Origin of the sequence: Lysobacter sp. Hz25 (assembly GCF_046097045.1) — a bacterium.
In the GTDB taxonomy this organism is placed as follows: domain Bacteria; phylum Pseudomonadota; class Gammaproteobacteria; order Xanthomonadales; family Xanthomonadaceae; genus Lysobacter; species Lysobacter antibioticus_B.
This window is the reverse complement of the sequence record NZ_CP175666.1, coordinates 4,283,582-4,301,033: the sequence shown is the minus strand read 5'-3', so window position 1 is coordinate 4,301,033 and position 17,452 is coordinate 4,283,582. Positions and strand designations below refer to the sequence as shown.

Annotated in this window: 15 protein-coding genes; 9 read left to right on the top strand and 6 right to left on the bottom strand. The window is 67.6% G+C overall.

The window, feature by feature from the left end:
* Positions 1-51: 51 nt before the first annotated feature.
* Entirely contained in the window at positions 52-765 is a 714-nt protein-coding gene (locus ACKN61_RS17645) for a hypothetical protein (protein ID WP_408950619.1), read from the top strand.
* Between the two features lie 15 nt (positions 766-780).
* On the opposite strand, the gene ACKN61_RS17640 is transcribed toward ACKN61_RS17645, so the two are convergent.
* Positions 781-1,269, bottom strand: a complete 489-nt coding sequence (locus tag ACKN61_RS17640) for an NUDIX hydrolase (RefSeq protein WP_408950618.1) — start codon at positions 1,267-1,269, stop codon at positions 781-783.
* Positions 1,270-1,473: 204 nt separating this feature from the next.
* On the opposite strand from ACKN61_RS17640, the gene ACKN61_RS17635 reads away from it, so the two are divergent.
* Together ACKN61_RS17635 and ACKN61_RS17630 are read left to right on the top strand one after the other, a co-directional pair.
* On the top strand, positions 1,474-2,886 hold the full coding sequence (locus ACKN61_RS17635) for a M16 family metallopeptidase (RefSeq protein ID WP_408950617.1): 1,413 nt from the start codon (positions 1,474-1,476) through the stop codon (positions 2,884-2,886).
* A gap of 12 nt (positions 2,887-2,898) precedes the next feature.
* Positions 2,899-4,323 (top strand): M16 family metallopeptidase, encoded by a 1,425-nt coding sequence (locus ACKN61_RS17630; RefSeq protein WP_408950616.1) that lies wholly within the window; start codon positions 2,899-2,901, stop codon positions 4,321-4,323.
* A gap of 96 nt (positions 4,324-4,419) precedes the next feature.
* On the opposite strand, the gene ACKN61_RS17625 is transcribed toward ACKN61_RS17630, so the two are convergent.
* Together ACKN61_RS17625 and ACKN61_RS17620 are read right to left on the bottom strand one after the other, a co-directional pair.
* The gene (locus ACKN61_RS17625; RefSeq protein WP_408950615.1) at positions 4,420-4,863 is read right to left on the bottom strand and encodes a hypothetical protein; all 444 of its coding nucleotides are present in this window, start codon (positions 4,861-4,863) and stop codon (positions 4,420-4,422) included.
* Positions 4,860-5,273: a hypothetical protein gene (locus ACKN61_RS17620; RefSeq protein WP_408950614.1), complete on the bottom strand. Its 414-nt coding sequence runs from the start codon at positions 5,271-5,273 to the stop codon at positions 4,860-4,862. Before ACKN61_RS17620 ends, ACKN61_RS17625 begins: the two co-directional genes overlap by 4 nt.
* Positions 5,274-5,388: 115 nt before the next feature.
* On the opposite strand from ACKN61_RS17620, the gene ACKN61_RS17615 reads away from it, so the two are divergent.
* Both ACKN61_RS17615 and ACKN61_RS17610 read left to right on the top strand, forming a co-directional pair.
* Entirely contained in the window at positions 5,389-5,997 is a 609-nt protein-coding gene (locus tag ACKN61_RS17615; RefSeq protein ID WP_408950613.1) for an NADPH-dependent FMN reductase, read from the top strand.
* Complete coding sequence (locus tag ACKN61_RS17610) at positions 5,994-6,491, top strand: acyl-CoA thioesterase (RefSeq protein WP_031372917.1); 498 nt, start codon at positions 5,994-5,996, stop codon at positions 6,489-6,491. Before ACKN61_RS17615 ends, ACKN61_RS17610 begins: the two co-directional genes overlap by 4 nt.
* A 1,148-nt stretch (positions 6,492-7,639) precedes the next feature.
* On the opposite strand, the gene ACKN61_RS17605 is transcribed toward ACKN61_RS17610, so the two are convergent.
* Both ACKN61_RS17605 and ACKN61_RS17600 read right to left on the bottom strand, forming a co-directional pair.
* A complete protein-coding gene (locus ACKN61_RS17605) occupies positions 7,640-8,353 on the bottom strand; it encodes a C40 family peptidase (protein ID WP_051885445.1) in 714 nt (237 codons plus the stop codon).
* 182 nt (positions 8,354-8,535) lie between these two features.
* Positions 8,536-9,060, bottom strand: a complete 525-nt coding sequence (locus tag ACKN61_RS17600; protein ID WP_031374225.1) for a C40 family peptidase — start codon at positions 9,058-9,060, stop codon at positions 8,536-8,538.
* A 182-nt stretch (positions 9,061-9,242) separates the two neighbouring features.
* Here ACKN61_RS17600 and ACKN61_RS17595 point away from each other — a divergent pair, with 182 nt between their 5' ends.
* Both ACKN61_RS17595 and ACKN61_RS17590 read left to right on the top strand, forming a co-directional pair.
* Positions 9,243-9,722: a peptidylprolyl isomerase gene (locus ACKN61_RS17595; RefSeq protein ID WP_031374224.1), complete on the top strand. Its 480-nt coding sequence runs from the start codon at positions 9,243-9,245 to the stop codon at positions 9,720-9,722.
* Positions 9,723-9,892: 170 nt separating this feature from the next.
* Complete coding sequence (locus ACKN61_RS17590; RefSeq protein WP_408950612.1) at positions 9,893-11,128, top strand: DUF418 domain-containing protein; 1,236 nt, start codon at positions 9,893-9,895, stop codon at positions 11,126-11,128.
* 1,204 nt (positions 11,129-12,332) lie between these two features.
* On the opposite strand, the gene ACKN61_RS17585 is transcribed toward ACKN61_RS17590, so the two are convergent.
* Positions 12,333-14,129, bottom strand: coding sequence for a M4 family metallopeptidase (locus ACKN61_RS17585; RefSeq protein WP_408950611.1), 1,797 nt, complete (start codon positions 14,127-14,129; stop codon positions 12,333-12,335).
* 645 nt (positions 14,130-14,774) lie between these two features.
* On the opposite strand from ACKN61_RS17585, the gene ACKN61_RS17580 reads away from it, so the two are divergent.
* A complete protein-coding gene (locus tag ACKN61_RS17580) occupies positions 14,775-16,049 on the top strand; it encodes an NAD(P)/FAD-dependent oxidoreductase (RefSeq protein ID WP_408950610.1) in 1,275 nt (424 codons plus the stop codon).
* Positions 16,046-17,446, top strand: coding sequence for a glutathione-disulfide reductase (gene gorA, locus ACKN61_RS17575; protein WP_408950609.1), 1,401 nt, complete (start codon positions 16,046-16,048; stop codon positions 17,444-17,446). The genes ACKN61_RS17580 and gorA overlap by 4 nt, the downstream gene beginning before the upstream one ends.
* Positions 17,447-17,452 lie beyond the last annotated feature (6 nt).

Below are 17,452 nucleotides of genomic sequence, written 5' to 3'. Positions count from 1 at the left end.
GACTGCAAGCGTTCGGGACCAGCGCCGGACAAGGCGTCTCAGGAGGAGTGGATGTCGATGGAAATCGTGTCGCGGCCGATGACGGACGCGGAGCTGAGCGCGCTGGCGTCGCTGAGCCGGGCCGGACCCACTCCGGTCAAGACTGCGTTCGAGAGCTGGGTGGTCGCGACGGCGTCACTGAGCTTGGCAATGGCCTTGCTCGTCATGGGCGCAGGCTGGGTGGCGCGGAGGTTGTTCGGCGCCGGGGCCTGGATCGAAGACTACGCTTCCTTCGCCATTCTGGCTTGTGCAGTCGCGATCGCGCTGGGCTGCGCGGTGTACGCCTGGCGCCACGGCCGCAGGCTGAGCCGCACGCGTGGCGTGTCCCGCGAGCGTTATCGGGCCGATATGCGGGCGGGGACGGTGAACGAGGAGCACTACGAGTTCAGCGAATGCAAGTCGCTGGCCGAGCCCGAGCACGGCGGCGGCCTGGTCTACCTGCTCAAGATCGATGCCGGTCGTTGCCTGGCAGTCTACGACTACGACAGTCTGCGCATCGCCATGGACGACGGCGATCCCTCGAGCAGCCAGATGACACCCAGCCGCCGCGCGACGCTGCGCCGCGCGCCGGTGTCGGCGCACGTGTTTTCGTTCGAGTTCGATGGTGAGCCCTTCGATAAGAGCCCGCAGGGCGAACTGCCCGCGCAGGTGGAGTGTTGGCCGGAGCACGGCGAGGTCTGGGAAGTGCCGTGGAACGAGATCGAGCGGCGGCTCGACGGCGCCTGAGTCAGCCGGCCAAGCTCAAACCCGCGAGTACTTCCACGACTGCATGCGCCCGTCCCGGTACGGCATCACCCCGTGGAAGGGGCGCGGGTCGGCGTCGAACACCAGCGGCAGGAACTCGCGGTCGCCTTCCCACATCGGCAGCTCGTGCAGGCGCTCGATCGGCACCCAGTCCAGCGCGCCTTCGGCATTGCTCGCGAACGGCGTGCCCTCGAAGGCGGTGATGGTGAAGACGAAGCCCAGCCAATCCTCGCCGTGCTTGCCGAAGCCGGGCCAGCTGATGGTGCCGCGCAGGTTCATCGCGGTGCAGTCGATCCCGGCTTCCTCGAAGATCTCGCGGCGCATGCCGGCGACCACGTCCTCGTCGGCTTCCAGCTTGCCGCCCAGGCCGTTGTACTTGCCCAGCTGATGGTCGTCGGGGCGCGCGTTGCGGTGGACCATCAGGACTTGGCGGCCATCGGGCGAAATCACGTAGCCCAGGGTGGCCACGATAGGCGTATACGGCATCGGCGGGGGTTCGGCGGAGCAGGGGCGCGGGCCGCACAGTGTCGGCGATTCGCCCCGCAACGACCAGCGCCGTCGATCCCCCTACGTGACTTTCGACCCGTATCGGCAAGCCCGTCCCGGGTTAGGGTGCCGGAGCCTTTGGCGCGTCGCCGCAGCGGTCCCGCGACGGCCGACGGACTCATTCGACAGGACAGGGAGATTCCCATGCGCAAGCCTCACCTCTGCGTGCTGCTGGCCGGTCTGACCACGATCACGACCGCCGCGTTCGCCACTGCGCACGCGGCCGAGAGCGATCGCTGGCAGTTGCCGGTCGCAGTCAAGAAACTCGACAACGGATTGACCGTGGTCGTCTCGCAAGACCACAGCTCGCCGACCGTCGGCGTCAGCGTGGTCTATCACGTCGGCATGCGGCTGGAGCCGAAGAACCGCACCGGCTTCGCCCACCTGTTCGAGCACCTGATGTTCCAGGGCACGCCGGTCGCGCCGAAGGGCGTGTTCGACCAGGTCATCAGCGGCGGCGGCGGGCGCAACAACGGTTCCACCCGAGCCGATTTCACCAATTACATCGAAGTCGCGCCGGTCTCGGCCCTCGACCGCATTCTGTGGCTCGAAGCCGACCGCATGAAGACCCTGGACTTCAATCCGACCACGCTGAAGAACCAGCAGGACGTGGTCAAGGAAGAGATCCGGGTCAACGTGAAGAACCAGCCCTACGGCGGCTTCATGTGGATCGACATCGGCCAGCACGCGTTCCAGAAGTGGGAAAACAATCACGACGGCTACGGCAGCTTCCAGGACCTGGAGAACGCCAGCCTCGAGGACGTGCGCTCTTTCCACCGCGATTACTACGGCCCCAACAACGCCGTGCTCGGCATCGCCGGCGACATCAGCCCGGAAGACGCCTTCAAGCTCGCCGACAAGTATTTCGGCGCGATTCCGGGGCGTCCGACCCCGCCGCCGCCGGATTTCGCCGAAGGCCTCAATACCAAGGAAAAGCGCATCGAACAGGCCGATGCGCTGGCGCAGGTGCCGGCGATCGCCGCCGCCTGGAAGATGCCGACCCGCGGCAGCCGCGACCACGCGCCGATGGCGGTGCTCGGCAGCCTGCTCGCCGGCGACGAGGCTTCGCGCCTGTATCAGGGCCTGGTCAAGCAGCGCCAGATCGCGCTCAACATCGACGCGCTGTATGGCCTGACCGACCCCTGGACCTACAACGGCCCGACCTTGTTCACCCTGTTCGCGTTGTACAAGCCCGACACCAACGCCGATGCGGTGCTCGCCGCGATCGACGAGGAAGTGGCGAAGGTCGCCCGCGACGGCGTGGATGCGGCCACCCTGAAGCGGGTCAAGACCCACATGCTCGCCGATTGGTACAACGGCCTGGAAAGCTTCATCGAACGCGCCGACACCGTCGCGCGCATGCAGACCTTGTGGGGCGATGCCAACGTGGTCAACAAGATCCCCGGCTGGATCGAAGGCGTGACCTCGGCCGACCTGCAGCGCGTCGCCAAGACCTATCTGACCCGCGCCAACCGCACCGTGATCGACCGCAAGCCGGTCGCGATGGCGGCGCCGGCCGCGAAGCCCGCCGCGGCCGCGCCGTCGGCGACGAACTGAGGAGGAGACGACATGAGAATCCACAACAATCTGCTCGCCCTGTCGACCTCGTTGGCCCTGGTCTGCGCGGTCGGTAGCGCCGTCGCCGGCCCCGCCGCCAAACTGCCCAAGCAACTGCCGCCGCTGGCCGCCGACAAGGCGCTGCCGGTGCCGCAGATCGCCCAGAAGAACCTCGCCAACGGCCTGCAAGTCTGGGTGGTGCCGCGCAAGGGCCTGCCGCGCGTCGACTACGCACTCGCCGTGCGCAGCGCCGGCTATGCCAGCGACGGCCCCGACGCCTCGGGCTTCGCTTCGTTGTATGCCGGCCTGCTGACCCAGGGCACGGCCAAGCGCAACGCCAAGGCGATCGCCGAGGCCGCGCAGGGCTACGGCGGCGCGATCGGCGCGAACGCACTCAACGACGGCGTGCTGCTCAGCGCCAACGCCTTGCCCTCGCAGGCCGAGCCGATGATCCGGTTGCTGTCGGAAGTGGCGCAGCAGGCGAACTTCCCCGATGCCGAGGTCAAGCTCGCCCAGGCCAACGCCCTGCAAGGCTTGAAGGTGTCGCAGGCGCAACCTAGCTTCAAGGCCACGCGCGCCTTGCTGAAGGCGACCTACGGCGATCACCCTTATGCGCGCAGCCAGCCCACCGAGGCGGCGATCGGCGCGGTCACCGCCGAGAAAGTGCGCGCCGAACACGTGCGCCGTTTCCGCCCGGACCGCGCCTTGTTGATCGTCACCGGCCGGATCGGCGCGGAGGAAGGCTTCAAGCTCGCCGAAGCCGCCTTCGGCCAATGGAAGGCCAGCGGCGAAGCCATCGCCGACGCCGCGCCGGCGCGCGCCAGCGCCGACCCGCAGCGCATCTTCGTGCAACGCGACGGCAGCGTGCAGTCGGCGGTGCGCTTGGGGCGTCCGGCGATCGCCGCGACCGATGCCGACTACCTGCCGGCGCAGTTGGCCGGCATCGTGCTCGGCGGCGGTTTCAGCAGCCGCCTGATGCAGAACCTGCGCGAAGACAAGGGCTATACCTACGGCGCGCGCGGCGGCCTCAACGCCTTGCGCGATGGCGGCAGCATCCAGGCTTCGGCCGACGTCCGCAACGAAGTCACCGGCAAGGCAATCAGCGAATTCATCTACGAATTCGGCCGCCTCAACGACTACCCGGTGCCGGCGCAGGAGCTCGAAGACACCAAGCGCTACGTCGCCGGCGGTTATCTGATCGGCAACCAGCTGCAGAGCTCGGTCGCAGCCTCGCTGGCGAGCAATTGGCTGTACGGCCTGCCGCCGGAATTCCTCGGCGAGTACGTGCCGAAGATCCGCGCGATCAGCGCCGAGCAGGTCCAGGCGATGGCCAAGAAGTACTACGCCTCCAAGGACCAGTCGATCGTCGTGGTCGGCGATTACAAGGCGGTCGAAGGCCAGCTCAAGGAATACGGCGAGTTCAAGCTGGAGAAGTAAGCCCGGCCGCGCGTCGTCAACAACTAGCCCCGGCCGTTCGCGGCCGGGGCTTCGTCGTTTTGGAGCCTTGTGGTTCGGATGTCGAGCCGACGGCGCTCAGTTCTCGCCGAACCACTTCAGCACCACGCCGATGGCGAGGCCGGCGAAGACCAGCCCGACCACGCCGTACAGCAAGCCGGTAAGGAACAGGCCGTAGCCACCCGGAAACGCGCCGACGATGGCGCCGGTGACCAGCGAATACGCCCCGTACAAGGGGATGAAGATCAGCCGCGCCAGCCACACCCCGCGCTCGCCGCGCTGGTCGCGAGGGACGGGGCTGCCGGTGGCGGCCCAGCGCACCGCCATGCGCGCGAGCACGACCGGCGCGAACAGCAGCGCAACCGCTTCCAGCGCCTTGTAGCCGAGCACCAGGCCGACCGCGAGCATGCCGCCGCCGATCAGCATGGCGGTGTCGTCGCCGGGCGCGCCGAAGCGGGCGAGGCCGGCGCCGATCAGGAAGGCGACGACGAAGACGCCGAAGCCATAGAACACTTGTTTCATGCGGTCGCCCGTTCAGGTCTTGCGATCAAAAAGGCGCCGAGCCAGCTGGCCGGCAAGGGCAACAGCAGTCCGGCGACGGTCATCCACAGCGGATGCGCGAACATCATCGACACCGCGATCACGCTGGCGACGATCAGGGCGCCCACTGTGAGCGCGGCGCCGCGGCGGTGGCGGCGCGCGATCAGCGCCGCGACCAGGCCGCCATCGAAAGCGCCCACGACCCAGCCGGCCACGACCAGGGCCATGGCCGAGAGCGGCGCGGCCGCTACGTGCGCGGCCAGCGCGACCGGATCGCGCGGATCGGTGCCGGGCGCGAACGGATACAGGCGGGCCGAGCCGAACTCGAACAGGTGCATGGTCGCCATCGCCGCCAGCAGGCCGACGATCACCGCCAAAATCGTGCGAATCATGATTCCGTCCCTCCCCGGATCGGATGCGCGGAGCATCGCCCCACGGACGCCGGGTTTCAAGCTCCCGTCGTTGCGGCGCGTCGCGCATAATCGGCGCCTCGCCACGGAGCCCCCCATGCCCCCAGCCCATCCCGCCGTTTCGCCGGTGCGTCTGCTCGCCTTCGCCGGCAGCCTGCGCGCGGGCTCCTACAACCGCCGCCTGATCCCGGTGCTGGCCGAAGGCGCGCGCGCCGCCGGCGCCGAAGTCACCCTGATCGAGCTGCGCGACTACCCCTTGCCGATCTACGACGGCGACATCGAAGCCGAGGCCATGCCCGAGCAGGCGCGCCGCCTGCAGGCCTTGCTGGCCGAACACGACGGCCTGCTGATCAGCACGCCCGAGTACAACGGCTCGATGCCGGCCCTGGTCAAGAACACCCTCGACTGGATCTCGCGTCCGCTCGCCGACGGCCGTTCCGGCACCGCCCTGTTCGCCGACAAGGTCGCCGGCATCGTTTCGGCCTCGCCGGGCCCGCTCGGCGGGTTGCGCTCGTTGCTCGTGCTGCGCGACGCCCTGGCCAAGCTCGGCCTGATCGTGGTGCCGCAGCAGGTCGCGGTCGGCCAGGCCGCCGACAAGCTCATCGATTTCGGCCAGTTGAACGACGAGCGCCAGCGCGACGCCGTGCACCGCGTCGGCGCCGCCGTGGTGCGCCATCTCAAGGTTTACCAGGGAGCTCCGGCATGAAAGGCCAGCAACGCGAATTGAACCTGCGCTTCCTGGCGCAGCCGACCGACGTCAACTATGGCGGCAAGGTCCACGGCGGCATGGTCATGAAATGGATCGACCAGGCCGGTTACGCCGCCGCGGTCGGCTGGAGCGGCAAGTACAGCGTGACCGTCGCGGTCGGCGGCATCCGCTTCGTCGCCCCGATCCGGATCAGCGACCTGGTCACCGTGCACACCAAGCTGATCCACACCGGCACCAGCAGCATGCACTTCGCGGTCGACGTGAAGGCCCGCGACCCGGGCCTGGACGACGGCGAGCCCGAAGAGCGCCTGTGCACTCACTGCGTGATCGTGTTCGTCGCCATGGACCAGGTCGAAGGCAAACCGACCCCGGTGCCGTCGTGGACCCCGGTGACCGAGGACGACAAGCGTCTGGCCGAGTACGCGCTCAAGGTGATGGAGTTGAGCAAGGGGATCGAGGCGACAGTGGAGCGGTACGTACATGAGGGGTGAGGTTCGCCCGCTGCGCTCGGGTCCGGGCTTGTGCAGGAGCGCTGGGCTTGTGTAGGAGCGACGTGAGTCGCGACCGAGGGACGCGCAGAATTTCCATCGCCGTCGTTGCCGATTGAAGCCACGAACTGTCGCAGGGTAGGAGCGACGTCCTCCTGGATTTCCTTCGGTCACAAGTCGCGACCGCGACCCGGCGGCTGTCGGCGTATCTTTGGAGCAGAGCAGAGCAGAGCAGTGCAGTGCAGTGCAGTGCAGTGCAAAGCTTCCGTCCGCTAAAGCGGCCGGGTTACTTTCTTTTGCTAAGCCCAAAAGAAAGGTAACCAAAGAAAAGGGCTCTCCTTGCAAGGGCACAAGCCACGAGTGCGGTGCTGTCGCCGGGATTTTTCGATAAGACGTCCATGTCTTATCGAAAAACGGCGCACGTCCTGTGCGCCGCCCTCCGGGTCTACGGTTGCATCGCAAGTTCGACACTGCGCCAGGCTCTTTACAGCAACGGCAACGGCTCGGCTCGGCTTCTAAGGGTAGGAGCGGCGCGAGCCGCGACCGCGACCTTACGGCTGCCGGCGCGGGCGATCGTTGCTGCGTGGTCGCGGCTCGCGCCGCTCCTACCCTTTGAGCCGTCGTAGCTGCAGGATTGCTGCTGCTGCTGCTGCTGTTGCTGTGCGCAGCTTCGCATTAGCGAAGGCAATGGAAGACCCGGAGGGCGGCGCGCAGGGATGCGCGCCGTTTTTCATCGGGACAGGGATGTCCCGTATGAAAAATCCCCGCGGAGGCAACGCTCGTGCGGGCCCTTGATTCAAAGAAAAGCATTTTTCTTTGGTTACCTTTCTTTTGTTGCTTATGACAAAAGAAAGTAACCCGCCGCTTTAGTGGCGGAAGCTTTTAGCGTTTGACCCTGATCTTGATCTTGATCTTGCTTGAGCGATACGCCGCGAGACCGAAACAGCGCGGTCGCGGCTCGCGCCGCTCCTACCCTGCGTCAGCACGCCGCTTCGGCGAACGACTTCGGCGTTGTGGATTCTGCGCGTCCCGTGGTCGCGGCTCACGCCGCTCCTACAGGGACGGTGTCGCAGCCCAAAAGAGATTCGCCACTCCACAACGCAACAGGCCGCCCGAAGGCGGCCTGTCGATATGGACCAGGAAGCGGGCGCTCAGATGCCGTCGACGCGACGGGCTTCCATGAACTTGCCGCTCCAATAGCCGGTGTCCAGGCTGGAGACGGTCACGTCCTTGCCGGTGCGCGGGGCGTGCACGAAGCGGCCTTCGCCAAGGTAAATGCCGACGTGGTCGACGCGGCCGCGGCGGCCGAAGAACACCAGGTCGCCTTCGGTCATCGCGTCGCGGTCGATCACCGCGCCGGTCTTGGCCATCTCGCGCGAGACGCGCGGCAGTTCGATGCCCAGGGCGTTGCGGAACACGTAGCCGACCAGGCCGCTGCAGTCGAAGCCCTGGTCCGGGGAGCTGCCGCCCCAACGGTAGGGGGTGCCCAGCAGGCCCAGGGCGCGCTGCAGCATGCTCTTGATGCGGCTCTGCTCGGCGACCGGGATGTCGGCCTTGCCGAGATTCACGTTCGGGCCCAGCAGGCGGTTGAGGTCGGTCGCCAGGAGCAGGGCGCGGTCGGACAGGGTCATGGCCTCCGGCAGCATGTTGCTGGCGGTCGGCTCCGGCGCATCGGCCGAGTCGTTGCGCAGCGAGGTGCCGCCCGGGAGGGAACTGCCGAGGCTGGAACCCAGCGCAGAGGACTGCTGGGCGAAGGCGGGCAGGGCGCAGACCGCGAGTGCGGCGGTCAGCAGGATTCGTTGGCTGGCCCGGACGACGGTAGTCGTGCGAGCGGTGGCGCAAGGTGCTTGGGGGGTGGCAGCCAGGCGGCCGTGGCGAGTCAATTGGGTCGTCACGTATTAATCACGAAGTCGTCACCGATGGGGGATGATGCCCGTCATGTGGGAGACATAGGTTCAAATTTCGTTAGCAGGTCGTTAATAAGACTGTGATTTGATTCACAAATTTCGCCAGACCCCAGGCCCGGCGCGCATTCATGAAAGTCTTGTTACTTCCTGAGAACCCGCTTCGCGCCGCTGTAATGGCTGACCCAGTAAGGGCCGTCGAGGTGGTCCAGGCGGACCGTGCCGCCGGTGCTCGGGGCGTGGACGAAGCGGCCCTCGCCGACGTAGATGCCGACGTGGGAGACGTTGCCCTTGCTGCCGAAGAAGACCAGGTCGCCGGCCGCCAGGCGCATCGGCTCGATCCTGGGCCCCTGGTAGGACGCCAGGTCGCGCGAGGTCCGGGGCAGGCTCAAGGCCAGCATGTCCCGATAGACGTAGTTGACCAGTCCGCTGCAGTCGAAGCCGCTGTCGGGGGTGTTGCCGCCATAGCGGTAAGGCGTGCCGACCAGGCTGATCGCCCGCATCAGGACGGCGTTGGCGGCGCCGGGGTTCTCCGGCTCGGTCCGGGGCCATTCGCGGACGGGCTTGGGCGGGGGCGGGCGGCGGACGACCTCGCGACCGCCGCCGCAGGCGCTGAGCAGGGCGCACAGGGCCACGGCCACGGCGAGCGCCGGCCACGGCTTGCGCACCCGCGCTGGCGCGGGAGCGGTGTTGCCGGGATAATGCGCGGCCTTCGTCACGGCCGATAGCTTGGCGGCTAAGCGCCGAGACGACAAGACAGTCCACGTGTCGTTTTGTGGCGGCCCGCTCAAAGACGAGCCGCCGTTTCCTTTCCTGATCGCCCGATGGCGGTCTCCAGTCGGGTCCTGCAATGAAAATCGAGAAAGATCGCGTCGTCCGTTTCCACTACACCGTCTCCGAGCAGGGCAGCGAGCCGCTCGAGACCTCGGAAGGCCGCGACGCGCTGGCGATCCTGATCGGCCACAACAACATCATCCCGGGCCTGGAAAAGGCGATGGACGGCCGCGAAGCCGGCGACAAGTTCGAAGTCGACGTGGTCGCCGCGGAAGCCTACGGCGCGCATCAGGAAGGCCTGACCCAGCGCGTGCCGAAGAAGTACTTCAAGGACGCCAAGCTGTTCCCGGGCATGCAGGCCGTGCTGCCGACCAGCTTCGGCCCGCGCGCGGTGACGATCCTCAAGGTCGGCATGAGCGTGGTCGACGTCGACCTGAACCACCCGATGGCCGGCAAGGACCTGCATTTCGCCATCGAGATCGTCGAAGTGCGCGAAGCCAGCAAGGAAGAGATCGAGCACGGCCACGTGCACGGCGACGGCGGCCACGCGCACTGAGCGCGGCGCCCCTTCGATGAGCGACGGCCCGCCTGCGCGGGCCGTTTCTTTTTGGGCCGCCGCAGGATGCGGTCGCGATCCGGCAGGCGGCCGTAGAATCGCGGCAGTGGCGGGTCCGGTTGCGCCGCAAGCGCCGTAGCGCCACGGCCCCTATCGACGACAGCGAGAGCATGAGCGCAAGCGCCGCGGCCTCCGGCTTGGCCCCCATTCCCGTCCACGAACGCCTGCCCGCACTCGACGCGCTGCGTGGTCTGGCCCTGCTCGGGATCTTCCTGAGCAACGCCGAGATGTTCACCCGGCCGCTGGCGGATATTTCCGACGGCATCGATACGCACCTGCGGGGCCTCGATCACGCCGCTTCGGCCTTCGTCTACGTGCTGATACGCAGCAAGTTCTGGACCTTGTTCTCGCTGCTGTTCGGCATGAGCTTCGCGGTCATGTCCGAACGCTCGCGCCAGGCCGGGCGCGATTTCCGCCCGCTATACCTGCGCCGCAGCGTCGGTCTGTTGATCGTCGGCCTGATCCATGCCTGGCTGATCTGGGCTGGCGACATCCTGGTCACCTACGCGCTGGCGGCATTCGCGCTGTTCGCGATGCGTTCGCTGTCGCCGGGCGCCTTGTGGCGGATCGGTCTGAGCCTGTACCTGAGCGTGCTCGGTTTCTTCCTGATGATCGCCGCGCTGCTGGCGATCCCCGGCGTGGCGCAGTCGACGCCCGCCGATATGGCCGCCGACCGTGCCGCGCGCGCCGCCGAAATCGCCGCCTATGCGCACGGCGACTACGCGCAAGCGACGGCGCAGCGTCTGGCCTTCTTCGTCGACGGAGCCATGTCGGGCTGGTTCAGCATGGTGCCGATGGTGCTGGGCCTGTTCCTGATCGGCTCCTGGTTCGTGCGCAGCGGAGCGCTTGCCGATCCGGGCGCGCATCGTCACCGTCTGCGCGCGCTCATCGGCTTCGGCGTGCCGGCCGGCGTGGCCATCACTGGTTTGAGCCTGCTCATCGACAGCTCGCCCACATTCACTCCGGTCAGCGCCGCCGCGATCGCGGCGAGCACCCTGCACATGCTCGGCGCCTTGCCGTTGGCCCTGGCCCTGATCGCCTGGGTCGTGCTGGTCGTGCAGGGTGGCGCGCGCTGGCCGCTGCGCTTCGCGCCGGCCGGGCGCATGGCCTTGAGCAACTACCTCGCCCAATCGCTGATCGGCACCCTGGCCTTCTACGGCTATGGCTTTGGGTTGTGGGGGCAGGTACCGCTGGCGGCGCTGATCGCCGCGGCCTTCGTCGTGTTCGCATTGCAGATGCTGCTCAGCGCGGCGTGGTTGCGGCATTACCGTTTCGGCCCGGTTGAATGGCTGTGGCGCGCTTTCACGTATTGGCGTTGGCCGCCGATGCGGATTCGGGCGTCGTAACGCGCGTTTGCGTTTGATCTTGCGGGATCGGTGCGTCGCAGGATTGAAGTACTGCGGTTGCCGCTTGCGTTGCTCCTATCCTGGACTCCAGCCGGAAGCGGCGCGAGGTTGAGGCGTAGTGGTTGCTGCTTCAAGAGTAGGAGCGACGCAAGTCGCGACCGCGTTGCTTGTCGTTACGGTGCCTCTTGCCGCAGAGCGGTGAGGCCAAGGCTACAGCTGCAGCTAGAGCTAGAGCTAGAGCAAGGCTTCCGTCCGCTAACGCGGCCGGGTTACTTTCTTTTGCTAAGCCCAAAAGAAAGGTAACCAAAGAAAAGGGCTCTCCTTGCAAGGGCACAGGCCACGAGTGCGTAGCTAGCGCCGGGATTTTTCGATAGGACATCCTTGTCCTATCGAAAAACGGCGCACGTCCTGTGCGCCGCCCTCCGGGTCTACGATCGTTCTCGCAAGGTCGGCGCTGCGCCAAGCTCTTCACGGCAACGGCAACGGCAACGGCAACGGCAACGGCAATCGACGACCTGTAGGAGCGGCGTGAGCCGCGACCACGAACTGCAGTAGACGACGATTCTTCCGCAGAAGACCCCAGATCCCTTCCTCGGCGTTGGCGTGGCTTCGGCTGGCTTTTTAGCATTGGCATTGGCATTGGCATTGGCATTGGCATTGGCATTGGCATTGGCCGTTGCCATGCGCCGCTTCGCACTCGCGAAGACAGAAGAAGACCCAGAGGGCGGCGCGCAGGGATGCGCGCCGTTTTTCATCGGGACAAGGATGTCCCGTATGAAAAATCCCTGCGGATGCGCCGCTCGTGCGGGCTTGTGATTCAAAGGAAAGCATTTTTCTTTGGTTACCTTTGACCGAAGGGAATCCAGACGGACTTTTGTTGCTTTAGACAAAAGAAAGTAACCCGCCGCTTTAGTGGCGGAAGCTTTTGGCGTTTGATCTTGCTTGAGAGAAGCGCTGCGAGACCATTGCAGCGCGGTCGCGGCTCGCGCCGCTCCTACCCCGGCGAAAGCACGCCGCATCGATCGATGACGACGGCGATGCCATCGCTGCGCATCCCGCGGTCGCGGCTCACGCCGCTCCTACAGGGAAGGTGGCAGTCCAAAGGGGAAGGTGTCGCCGTCGAAAAGGGATTCGCCACCCCACAACGAAGACAGGCCGCCCGAGGGCGGCCTGCCGATACGCTCAATTCATCGAGGCCGCAGGCTCAATTCACCGACACCGCGCTCCAGGCGCGGGCGACGGCCTTGTACTCGTTCGAGGTGCTGCCGTAGAGATCGGTCGCTGCCTGCAGGGTGGCGGTGCGCGCCTGCGGGTAGGTGGTGCTGGAAACGAAGTAACGGGTCAGCGCGCGGTACCAGATCGCACCGGCCTTGGCGCGGCCGATGCCGGCGATGGCGGTGTCGCCGTTGCAGACCAGTTGCGAGGGGGTGTAGTTGAAGCCGGCCGGCTTCACCGCGCCTTCGGCGAGCAGATAGAAGAAACGGTTGCCCACGCCCGAGCTCAGGTGCGGGTCGTACTTGCCGTTCTGGCCGGTCTGCGAGGCGGTGAAGCCGCCGACGGGATAGCACGAGAACGAGCGGCCGTCGGCGTCCTGCTTGAACATCAGGCGCAAGGCCTTGGTGTCGCCCGGGTTGTTGATGAACACCTCTTCGCCCAACAAGTAGTCGCCCGGATCGTTGGCGTTGCCGACGCTGAATTCGACCAGGGTGCCGAAGATGTCGGAGGTGGCTTCGTTGAGGCCGCCGCTGTCCTTGATGTTGTAGTAGCCCAGGCGCGCGGTGGCGCCGGTCACGCCGTGGGCCATTTCGTGGCCGGCGACGTCGAGCGCCACCAGCGGACGATAGGTCACGCCGTCGCCGTCGCCGTAGACCATCGCGCTGCCGGTCCAGTAGGCGTTGACCAGGTTGGTCGGGCCGTAGTGGACATAACTCTTCACGCCCTGGCCGTTGTTGAAGATGCCGCTGCGGCCGTGCACGTTCTTGAAGTAGTCGAAGGTGGCGGCGACGCCGTAGTGGGCGTCGGCCGCGGCCGATGCGCGGTCGGAGGTGGTGTTGTTGCCCCAGACGTTGTCGCTGTCGTTGAAGGCGACCGCGCCCGAGGTGCCGGACTGGTTGCGCGCATCCAGGGTCTGGCCGTTGCCGCGGGTCGGGTCGGTCAGGGTGTAGCCACCGCTGATCGAATTGCTGACCAGACCGACGTTGCCGAGGGTCAGGGTCTTGCCGGTGCCGTTGGCGGCGGCGGAATGGACGCGGTCGTCTTCCTGCAGCAGCTTGCCGGTGGCGGCGTCGAGGTAGTAGCTGATCAGGCCCGGCGCCGGGTCGTTGCGGCGCTCGCCGGTGACGTCGACCTGATAGGCGAGGGTCGGCTCGGTGCCGCGGGCGAAGATCACCAGGGCGGCCGGCGTCATCGCCGTGACCGTGCCGTCGAATGCGGCGCCGGCTTCGACCTTGGCCTGTTCGGCGCTGATCTTCGGCTCGATCGCGGGGCGCCCGAAGCTGCGCATATTGTCGCCCTGGCTGATCGACTTCAGCTCGCCGTTGCGCGAATGCACGACCAGGTCGCCGCCGACCACGGGCAGGCCGCGATAGGTGCGCTCCATGCGCACGTGCTCGGTGCCGTCGCGGTCGATCATGACGTCGCGGGCGACGAAGCCGTCGGCCTTGGCGCGATGCACTTCATCGGCGGCGACGGTCTCCAGCAGGCCGCGCGCGCGTTGCGCGGCCGGCGAAGCGGCGGCCTGTTCGGGCGAGGTCGAAGCGGCGACGAGGTCGCTGCCCGGGCGCGCGCCGACGGCGAACTGGCTCGGCGCCTGCGCCGCATGCGGCGTGGCGACGCGGGCGGTGGCGACGGCAGCGGCGTGGGCGGTCGTGGCGACGGCCGCAGGCGCGGTGGCGGGCGCGGCGGCAAGCGTGGTCGAACCCGAGCTCGACAGAGAGGCGGTCGCCAGCACTGCGATGGCGCCGACGATGGCGGTGCTCAATACGGCGGTCTTCAGTTGCATGGGTGAATCCCCTAATGAAGGTAACGGTCGTGTTTTGTGAGGTGCTGTCATTGCTTTTCCGCAGCCTCCGGCGGCGCCCTTCGTCGGCTGCGACGAGGGACGTTCGGCTTGGAGGGATCGGCCTACCCGATGTGCGGCGGTGGCGTCTGCACGAGTCGGACGGTGGGCCTGGAGTGACGTTAGGCTGCCGGCCCGCCGTGCTTGAATGGAAAATCGGTGCGAGCGGTCACGTAACGGCGAGGCGCATTTCGCGCTTGGTCACAGAACCGGCGCGATGGGCCCAAACGCAACCGGAGCGGTCGCGGATTTCCGGCTCGATGCGCAGCGGCGGCGGTGCCGGCGCATCGTTGCGCCGCGGCCGTGCATGCGCCGCTGTACGGGATCGGCCCGGCGATGCGGTCGGCATCGATGGATCGCAGCGTTCCGTTCGCTGTGCAGCCGCCTCAACCGAGGCGCAACGAGGCGCGGTCCGCCCCAAGCCGCAAAACCGGCGGCGCTCGCCGCGGCCCAGTCTTAGTACTATGCGGAACGTGCCGAGCGGTTCCCGGCGGCACCCGGGGCCGCTGCGGCAGCGCTGCGGCCCGGCCACGCGACAACGAACCGGACTGGCTGACAGGGCAAATGCGCGAAGCACAGGTGGGTGGGGTGGAACAGCGGACGGCCGCCACGGGCGGCGAAGACGTGATCGTGATCGGAGCGGGCGTGATCGGCCTGACCTGCGCCCTGGCCCTGCTGGAAAGCGGACGCTCGGTACGGGTCATCGACGCCGGACGCATCGGCGGCGGCAGCTCGCACGGCAATTGCGGCACCATCACCCCGAGCCATGCGACGCCGCTGGCCGCGCCGGGGGTGATCGCCCAGGCCCTGCGCTGGATGCTGACCCCGGATGCGCCGCTGTACGTGCATCCCAAGCTCGATCCGCAGCTGTGGGGCTGGCTGTTGCGCTTCGCCGCGCGCTGCAACGACCGCGATTGGCGGGCGAGCGCACAGGCCAAGTCGGCCCTGCTCAACGATTCGCGCGAACGCCTGGAAAGCTGGGTCGGGCGCTATGGCCTGGTGTGCGAGTTCGACACCGCCGGCGTCGACTACGTGTTCCGCGATGCCAAGGCCTTCGCCAGCGGCCAGCTCGAACTCGATCTGCTGCGCGAGTTCGGCATCGGCGTGAGCCTGCTGGACGGCGCCGCATACGAGGCGCAGGACCCGGCCTTCAAGCCCGGGGTCGCCGGCGCGATCCGTTTCGACCACGACGCCGTGCTGCGGCCCGACCGTTACGTCGCCGAGCTCGCGCGCACCGTGCGCGAGCGCGGCGGCCGTTTCACCGAGCAATGCGCGCTGCGCGACTTGCGTAGCGAGGGCGCGGGCATCGAACTCGACACCAGCCTGGGCCTGCTGCGCGCACGCGACGTGGTCGTCGCGGTCGGCGCCTGGACGCCGAAGCTGTCCGACGCTATCGGCCTGCCGTCGCTGCAGCGCGCGATGCAGCCGGGCAAGGGCTATTCGATCACTTACGACCGCCCGCCGTTGATGCCGCGCCGGCCGGTGGTGCTGCGCGAGCGCAAGGTCTGCGTGACCATGTGGGACAGCGGTTTCCGCCTCGGAAGCACCATGGAATTCTCCGGCTACGACGAGAGCCTCAACCCGCGCCGGCTCGCGGCCCTGGAACGCGGCGCGGCCGAATACCTGCACCATCCGGTCGGCCCGGTCGAACGCGAGCGCTGGTACGGCTGGCGGCCGATGAGCGTCGACGACGTGCCGCTGATCGGCCGCGTGCCCGGTTGCGAAGGGCTGTGGCTGGCGACCGGCCACGGCATGATGGGCGTGAGCATGAGCGCGGGCACCGGCCAACTCGTCGCCGACCTGATCGCCGGGCGCGAGACCGCGATCGATCCGCATCCCTATCGACCGGAGCGCTTCGCATGAGCACGAATATCGAAGCCGCCAATGGCCAGGACGACAGCCGCACCCAGTTCGACCTGATCGTGATCGGCGGCGGTTCCGGCGGCCTGGCCGGCGCCTTCCGCGCCGCCGAGCACGGCGCGCGCGTGGCCTTGCTCGAGCCGTCGCTGCTCGGCGGCACTTGCGTCAACGTCGGCTGCGTGCCGAAGAAAGCCATGTGGCTGGCCGCCGACATCGCCGGCAAGCTGCGCATGGCGCAGTCGCTGGGGTTCTCGATCGACGCCGATCCGAAACGGCCCTGCGCGCTCGACTGGCCGACCTTCATCGTCCACCGCCAGCGCTACATCGCCAACATCCACGAAAGTTATCGGCGCCGCCTCGATGCCTCCGGCATCGTGGTGTTGCCGATGCGCGCGCAGTTGCTCGACGCAACGACGGTCGAATGCGAGAACGGCGCGCGCCTGAGCGCGCCGCGCATCCTGATCGCCACCGGCGGCCACGCGGTCAAGCCGCAGATCCCCGGCGCCGAACTGGGTGCGACTTCGGACGATTTCTTCCAGTGGTGCGCCGCGCCCGAGCGCGTCGCCATCGTCGGCGCGGGTTATATCGCGGTCGAGCTCGCCGGCGTGCTGCAGGCGCTCGGCAGCCAGGTCGAATTGTTCGTGCGCGGCACGCGCCTGCTGGAAGCTTTCGACGCCGAACTGACCACCCAGCTGGCCGAGGACTACCGCCAGAACGGCGTGCGCCTGCATTTCGGCCACGCGGTCGCGGCGCTCGAAGCCGACGGCGCGCGCGTGCGCCTGCGCGGTGCCGACGGTGCGCTCAGCGAGGCCTTCGACCAGGTGCTGTTCGCGACCGGACGCCGGCCCAACAGCGAGCGCATCGGGCTCGACCGCGTCGGCGTGGCGCTGGATGCGCGCGGCCACATCGTCGTCGACGACCTGCATGCGACCAATGTCGCGAATCTGCACGCGGTCGGCGACGTCACCACCGACGCCCAACTGACCCCGGTCGCGATCGCCGCCGCGCGCCGGCTCATGGACCGCGTCTATGGCGGCCGCGAGGGCCGGCTCGACCAGAACGACATCCCGACCGTGGTGTTCGCGCACCCGCCGATCGGCCGGGTCGGCCTGACCGAGGAGGAGGCGCGGGCACGACATGGTGACAACCTGCACATCTATCGCGCCGGGTTTCGGCCGATGCTGTACGCCCTGGCCGAGTCGCCGCAGCGCAGCCTGTTCAAGCTGGTCTGCGTCGGCCAGGAGCGCCGTGTGGTCGGCATCCATCTGCTCGGCGAGGCCGCCGACGAGATGCTGCAAGGCTTCGCGGTCGCGCTCAAGCGCGGCATCACCCTCGACGACCTGCGCGACACGGTCGCCATCCATCCGACCAGCGCCGAGGAAGTGGTGCTGATGCGCTAACGTCCC

What these genes read in the sequence shown, in the direction of transcription:
- ACKN61_RS17625 (WP_408950615.1), bottom strand. Translation starts at nt 4,863, where the DNA reads ATGAAACAAGTGTTCTATGGCTTCGGCGTCTTCGTCGTCGCCTTCCTG.
- ACKN61_RS17635 (WP_408950617.1), top strand. Translation starts at nt 1,474, where the DNA reads ATGCGCAAGCCTCACCTCTGCGTGCTGCTGGCCGGTCTGACCACGATC.
- ACKN61_RS17585 (WP_408950611.1), bottom strand. Translation starts at nt 14,129, where the DNA reads ATGCAACTGAAGACCGCCGTATTGAGCACCGCCATCGTCGGCGCCATC.
- ACKN61_RS17620 (WP_408950614.1), bottom strand. Translation starts at nt 5,273, where the DNA reads ATGATTCGCACGATTTTGGCGGTGATCGTCGGCCTGCTGGCGGCGATG.
- ACKN61_RS17615 (WP_408950613.1), top strand. Translation starts at nt 5,389, where the DNA reads ATGCCCCCAGCCCATCCCGCCGTTTCGCCGGTGCGTCTGCTCGCCTTC.
- ACKN61_RS17610 (WP_031372917.1), top strand. Translation starts at nt 5,994, where the DNA reads ATGAAAGGCCAGCAACGCGAATTGAACCTGCGCTTCCTGGCGCAGCCG.
- ACKN61_RS17590 (WP_408950612.1), top strand. Translation starts at nt 9,893, where the DNA reads ATGAGCGCAAGCGCCGCGGCCTCCGGCTTGGCCCCCATTCCCGTCCAC.
- gorA (WP_408950609.1), top strand. Translation starts at nt 16,046, where the DNA reads ATGAGCACGAATATCGAAGCCGCCAATGGCCAGGACGACAGCCGCACC.
- ACKN61_RS17630 (WP_408950616.1), top strand. Translation starts at nt 2,899, where the DNA reads ATGAGAATCCACAACAATCTGCTCGCCCTGTCGACCTCGTTGGCCCTG.
- ACKN61_RS17640 (WP_408950618.1), bottom strand. Translation starts at nt 1,269, where the DNA reads ATGCCGTATACGCCTATCGTGGCCACCCTGGGCTACGTGATTTCGCCC.
- ACKN61_RS17595 (WP_031374224.1), top strand. Translation starts at nt 9,243, where the DNA reads ATGAAAATCGAGAAAGATCGCGTCGTCCGTTTCCACTACACCGTCTCC.
- ACKN61_RS17645 (WP_408950619.1), top strand. Translation starts at nt 52, where the DNA reads ATGTCGATGGAAATCGTGTCGCGGCCGATGACGGACGCGGAGCTGAGC.